Source organism: Bradyrhizobium sp. BRP22 (assembly GCF_020194175.1).
GTDB lineage: Bacteria > Pseudomonadota > Alphaproteobacteria > Rhizobiales > Xanthobacteraceae > Bradyrhizobium.
The window spans coordinates 1-260 of the sequence record NZ_JADYVX010000153.1; the positions used below are offsets into that span (position 1 = coordinate 1).

Sequence of the window (260 nt, forward strand, 5' to 3'; positions counted from 1 at the left end):
TGGGCTCATGTCCCCTCACAGCAGGGAACAAGTCATATCTTTTTTTTCTCAGTCCTCCTTTCTCTTTTGCATTCCAGTCATACGCTTCCCCAACTGTGGGGCGAGGCGCACGATACGTGATGTCGGCCGCCCCCACCTGGTTCGGCCGGTCAATCCTCATGTTGCGCGCAACAGATAGGGATAGATCTTGTGGCCCGGCGCCGGCCTCGTCGTGTTCGGCCTTGGTCCCAACGACCGCGAGCCCATTTTGCGCATCAACC

Annotated in this window: 1 pseudogene; it reads right to left on the reverse strand. The window is 58.1% G+C overall.

Annotated elements, in window-relative coordinates:
- Nucleotides 1–112: 112 nt before the first annotated feature.
- Nucleotides 113–260 (reverse strand): annotated as a pseudogene (locus I6F35_RS39765) (IS3 family transposase); the annotation flags it as partial.